The sequence below is a fragment of the Thermogutta sp. genome (genome assembly GCF_039793925.1).
Lineage (GTDB): Bacteria > Planctomycetota > Planctomycetia > Pirellulales > Thermoguttaceae > Thermogutta.
The window spans coordinates 73,269-79,306 of sequence record NZ_JBAMME010000334.1 but is presented as its reverse complement, the minus strand read 5'-3'; the positions used below and the strand labels follow the sequence as shown (position 1 = coordinate 79,306).

The 6,038-nt window shown below is 59.9% G+C and carries 2 protein-coding genes; both read right to left on the bottom strand.

Translation table 11 applies throughout. The features are described from left to right. Window positions 1-2,643: serine/threonine-protein kinase (locus ABJK56_RS18280; RefSeq protein ID WP_347246120.1), on the bottom strand; the 2,643-nt coding region annotated here is incomplete at its 3' end. 1,383 nt (window positions 2,644-4,026) lie between these two features. Further along, window positions 4,027-6,015, bottom strand: coding sequence for a CoB--CoM heterodisulfide reductase iron-sulfur subunit A family protein (locus tag ABJK56_RS18275; RefSeq protein WP_347246119.1), 1,989 nt, complete (start codon window positions 6,013-6,015; stop codon window positions 4,027-4,029). Between the last annotated feature and the right edge of the window lie 23 nt (window positions 6,016-6,038).

Genomic DNA, 6,038 nt, shown 5'->3' with positions numbered 1-6,038 from the left:
CGCTTCGCTGTAGAGCTTTTCTGCCTCGGCCTCCCGCTGGGCAGCCGCAAGGACCGCCGCCATCCCCTGTAAAAGCTCCTGGTGTTTGCTGCGCCACTCTCCCAGCGCCGGCTCCTTTTGCAGCCGCTCCAGGGCCACTCGGGCCGCCGGGTACTCCTTCTTTCGCAACTGCTCCACCAGGTCCCTCAACAGCGGATAGCTAGCCAATTCCAGGTGCTCCTGCACCGAAAGCCCCTTCTTTTCAGCCTCCACAAAATAGCGGGTGGCTTCCCCAGATTCGCCCATCGACACCAAAAATACGCCCGCCTTCAGCAGGTCCTCCGGCCGATCGGCATCCACCACCACGCCCGCCAGCTTCTTCACTGCCAGTGATCCCACCTCCGACCATTTCAACCTCTCCTCCTTGCCGTCCATCAGCCGACAGGTTACTTCTTCCTCATCGGCTGCGACCACCTCCCCACCCAGCCCCCGCAGCCCCAAATCGCTTTTCCGTAAACGCCCCGCAGAGCCGTTGATCTTCTCGATCATCCGCCCCTTCCACTCCGCCAACCACCTTAACTCCTCCTGCCGAACCTTCCACCGATCTGCTAAAGCCGGATCACTGAGCTGCACCCTCTCCGCCTCCGCCAGCGCGCCAGCAAAATCCCAATGACGCACCCGCTCCTCGACTTCCGCCGTCGCGCGGAAGAATTCAGCCTCCTGCTCTTCCCACTGGCGTAATAACCCCTCCAGTTTTTCCCAAGCCACTTCCAAAGCCGGCCGGATTACGGCCGAGTTCTCCCCCGCCACCGAAGATTCCGGCGGTTGCGACTCACCCTCGGATGGCTTGGTCATGCTCTCTGTTTTCTCGGAACCGGTGGGCCCCGCCATCCCCTCAGCAGATCGCTCTGCCAGATCAATCTCGTCCAATACCCTTTGCGCCCGCTCCGCCAACACCGGTATCCCAAATCGGTCGATAACCGGCAACATTACCTCCCGGGCTGCCACAAATTTTTTCTCGGCCAGGAGCTGCCGGGCCTGTTCCTCAGCCGCCTGCGCCGCCTGAGCTGCCGCCTCCTCCACCTTCGCCTTCCGCTCCTGGACTACCTGGGCCAGCTCCAGGTCCTGATAACGATCCGCCAGTCCCTGATACGCCGCCAGGGCCTTCCCGTATTCCTGCTGCGCCAAATACTTTGCCACCTCAGTTTCCAACTTCTCCAAGTCGTTCTGCCACACCGGAAGATCTGGCTGAGATTGAGGACGCACCACCTTCTCAGAACCTCTTGTCGCAGCTCGGGCCACCGGTCTTCGCGCTTCCTCTGAAGTCCCTGACGACCGCCCCGGACGGAGCACCACCGCCAATAGCCCCGCCACAATGAAACACCCCACGACCACGCCTCCCCACACAAACACCGACTGAGAAGAAAACCACCGCACCACATCCTGCCAATTCTTTGCGGACTCTGAAGGGCTGCCTCGCGCCCTCGGCCATGACCCCGCCCTCCGTGGTGTCGGTTCCGCGCCTCTTAACGCCACTGTTTCTCCTTCCGCCGCCTCCCGGCGCTGTGGCAAGCGCGCCAACCAGGTACTGATCGACTCCTCGCCTCTGCCCCCGGCCGGGACTCCCGCCCGGCACACCGCTAAACAATGCTTCAGGGCCTCGATGACCTCCTCCATCCGCTGGTACCGGTCCTCCGGACGCTTCGCCACCATCCGCTGAAAGACCATATCCACCTCGAGCGGCACGTCTTCCCGCGCCTTGCTCAGCGAGGGTATCGGCGCCTCCCGATGCGCCATCAACACCTCCATCAGCGTCCCCCCCTTGTACGGCGGCTCCCCTGTCAACAACCGGTACAACGTGCACCCCAACGAATAGATATCCGCCCGCCCATCCACCCGATGCGTGCTCACCGCCTGCTCCGGGGCCATGTAATCGCAGGTCCCCATCACCTGCCCCGTGGCCGTCAACTGGTCCCCGGTCAGCCCCTCCTTGAGCGTCCCAAACATCAGCCGCGCCAGCCCCATATCCAAAATCTTCACCGTCCCCGAACGATCCACCAGGAGATTACTCGGCTTGATGTCCCGATGGATCACCCCCTCACTGTGCGCATACGCCAGACCCCGTGCCGCCTGAAGCACACACTCCAGCGCCTCCTGCAGAGGCATCGGTCCGTGGTCCTTCACCAGATTCGCCAGGTCCTGCCCATCCACATACTCCATCACCAAATAGTGAATCCCCTCGTGCTCCCCAGCATCATAGGCCGTCACAATATTGGGATGAGTCAGCCGCGCCGCCGCCTTCACCTCGCGGTAGAATCGCTGCACCGAATCCGGGTCCTTCATCCCCTGCGGCGAGAGCGTCTTGAGGGCCACCACCCGCTCCATCCGCCGGTGCCGGGCCTTGAAGACCACCCCCATTCCCCCTTTCCCGAGTCGGTCGAGAATCACATACTCTCCGAGCACCAAGCCCTTAGTTCGGCCTCGCAACAGACAGCCCGCTTGAAAAGCCGTGAGTACCCGATGCCGCACCAGCTCCCGGGCGAGCTCCTCCCCCGAGTCGGGAAAAGCGCTCCCGAATAACTCCTGTCCCCAACGCGACAATTCATCCGCAGAAAGAAGCCCACTCTCTTGAAGAGACTGCCAGAACTGCTCGCCCGTTACCATGACTAGTCTCCCCTCGTCAACCAGCCAGGCGTTCCCCTCCCGGCACGTGACCCTGATGGATTTCCTGCCAGGAACTCCTGCAAAAGAGTCGAGCAAGAAAGCCACCCCAATTATAACCAGCCTCAATCAGTGAGTCATGTCCTGAAAGACTGAGCCCTTTGCGTTGTTCTTATTTCGCGTGAATGATGGGACTCAGAAAGGGTTCGAAAGAAGCATTCCCCGCAGAACGTGGGGAAAAGCAGAGGCTTTCTGTGGTATCGCGATTGTTCTTGATTATTCACCACGATAATGCAGCAGTTGGGTGAGGCGATACCGGTTTGCCGTGGTTGGACCGCGGTGGAACGGGTGAATGCGCGGTTGAAGGTGTTTTGGGGGTTGGATGACGGGGACATTGCTGGGGCGCGGCGGATTTTAGCGGAGGTGGGGTCTGCGATGGTGGTACATGCCACGTTTGCGACGCTTTTGGCGATGCCCCCCACGGGAGGCAACATTGGGAAAGGTGCGTCTGACTCCAATAGCCAGGGCCTTGGGGGAAAAGGTTTTCCACCCCTCTGCGGGCACAACACATTCTGAGGCCCACTGTACTGCTTGGAAGAATGCTTCAGGAAAACCTCTGGCGGCATCGGGCACTTACGTTTTTCGCCCCAAGCATGGTCGAAAAAATAAATCATGCAACCTTGAAAAGCGGACCTGACAAGCAGGTCCCTCCGGAATACGGACGTGACAAGCTGGTCCCTCCGAGACGGAGGGGCACGCTTGTCGTGCCCGGTGTGAACAATGACATCTTGCCAATGCTGATCCAGTCTGGCAGCACGGCGGTCTGCGCGACGCGAGCGACTTAAGCCGACACAGCGCCGATCCGAGTCGCGTTCTCCGTCAATTAGCACAGGCCCGTATCTCAAGCCTACCGTTTTCGTCCTTCTCGCGTCTAAAACAGATTCTTTCTGCTTTCCTAACTCGGCAATTTCTCGACGCTTCTTTTACGACTGTTTGTGCTTTGCTCACTTTCTCAATCTCAATCTTATAATCCATACTCGGGAAATAACGCCTTACACCGCAAACGGCTCGCACGGATCGGCCGGGTCATAGAGTCTTCCCCTATTTAAATCATTCCGACGTTTTCCGCCGGTTCCTCGCGCTTTGATTCTGGCTCGACGAAGTGCGTCGCGCGAAGCGACGAGATAGCAATGAATACGGATAAAAATACCCCATGCCGAAGTGCCAGTGAAGCGAAGAGTCAGAACCCGAGCACTATTTAAAAGCAGGGGTGCCAGCTTCGACTAGAACCACATTTGCAAGGATCGGCTGTCCATTCCGTCAGTAGCCCCGTCATACACCGGGCCGCACTAATTGAGACCCGCTTTCAACGAAGGACAGATACTTTTACGCCGAAAGAATCCCTTCGATTTCCGCCAGGATTTCCGCGATGGAGAACAAGTCCTGCTGGGCGGCCCCGGATGGACAGGCGGCCACACACGTTCCGCATCCTTTGCAGAGGGCAGGGTCGATGACTGCCACCTGCTTTTCCTCGTCGGGAGTAATGGCATCAAACGGGCACAAGGCGATGCACACACGGCACCCGGAACACACCTCTTCGTTGACCCAGGCGATGTTGGGCTCCGTTTCTACCACCCCGTGGTCGATGAGGGCGAGAGCCTGTGCGGCGGCTGCGTCCGCCTGAGCCACCGTATCGGGAATATCCTTGGGCCCCTGGCAGGCTCCGGCCACGAAAATTCCGTCGCTGGCCGTATTGACCGGGGCGAGCTTCGGGTGCTTTTCCAGGAAGAATCCCTCTGAAGAGCAGGACAGATGTAACAGTTTTTGCAGCTCGTCGGCCCCCTCCGCCGGTTCCAGCGCCACAGCCAGGACGAGCATATCCACAGGAATCTTGCGAACTCGTCCGACCAGGGTGTCTTCTACCGTGACGAGGAGACGCGGACTATCGCCATTATCCGTCAGGCGTTCCACCTCGCCCACTTTGCCCCGCATAAAATGGACCCCTTCCTTTTGGACCCTCTCGTAGAACTCTTCGAAGCCTTTACCGGGAGCGCGGATGTCGATGTAAAAATTGAAGACCTCGGCACCGGTGCGTTCCCGAATGAGGTGGGCGAGCTTGATGGCATACATGCAGCACACACGGGAACAATACGGGTGCGTGTTGCGGTCTCGGCTGCCCACGCAGTGGACGATCCCCACCGCCCGGGGCTTCGCACCGTCTCGAAGCAACACCTCGCCCCCCGTGGGACCGGCTGCGTTGAGGAGCCGTTCCACTTCCAGTGCCGTGTACACCTCGGGAAACCGGCCGTAGCCGTAATACGCCAGTGACGCGGGATCAAACGTCCGAAAGCCCGTGGCCACAATGATCGCGCCGACCTCGTATTCTTCGACCCACTCTTGCTGCTCAAAATCGATGGCGTTGCGGTCAGCGCAAGCTTCGAGGCACGTTTGTTTGCATTTCCCGGTTCGCAGCCGGAGGCACGTTTGAGGATCGATCACGGGGATTCGGGGCACGGCCTGAGGGAAGGGTAGGTAGATGGGTTTCCGCTTAGACAGCCCCAGGTCGAACTCGTTAGGGATCTTAAGCGCCTTAAAGAGGCAGGCCTCGATGCATTGAAGACACCCCACGCAGAGATCGTCCCGAATATAGCGGGGTTTTCGCAGGACTTTGACGACGAAGCGGCCCACCGAGCCTGTCACTTCCTGAATTTCCGAATAAGTAAGTAACTTGATATTGGGATGGTCTTTGACGGCCGACATCTTGGGGGTCAAAATGCAGGCGGCACAGTCTAGAGTGGGAAAGGTCTTGTCGAATTTCGCCATATGTCCGCCAATGGTTGGTTCTCTTTCTACGAGGATGACTTCCTTGCCGGCCTCGGCCAGGGTGAGGGCCGCCTGGATCCCGGCGATCCCACCGCCGATGACGAGGACTCGGGGCACCACGGGATATGACCGTGGGCTCAGCGGCTTTTGCCGCGCTACCCGAGCCACAGCCGCGGCGATCTGAGCGCGGGCTCGGGCCTGCGCCACCGGCCCTGCCGCGGCTGTCCACGCCACATGCTCCCGAATATTGGCCATGGCCAGGAGATAGGGGTTAAGACCAGCCTCCTGGAGCACGCGGCGGAACGTGCTCTCGTGAAGGTGGGGAGAGCAGGCCGCCACCACCACACGGTTGAGACCATACCTGGCGACATCCTCCTTGATGAGCTCCTGGCCGGGTTCGGAGCACATGTACTTGTAGTCCCTGGCCACCTGGACATGGGCCAATGTGCTCGCATAGCGGGCAAGCTCGGCCACATCCAGGGTTGCTGCGATGTTGGTGCCGCAGTGGCACACGTAGACACCGATTCGGATTTCACCCGTGGCCTCCACCATCGTCCCACCTCCGTCGGCAATTC

Coding starts and splice junctions, on each gene's coding strand:
- ABJK56_RS18275 (WP_347246119.1), bottom strand. CDS start 6,015: ATGGTGGAGGCCACGGGTGAAATCCGAATCGGTGTCTACGTGTGCCAC.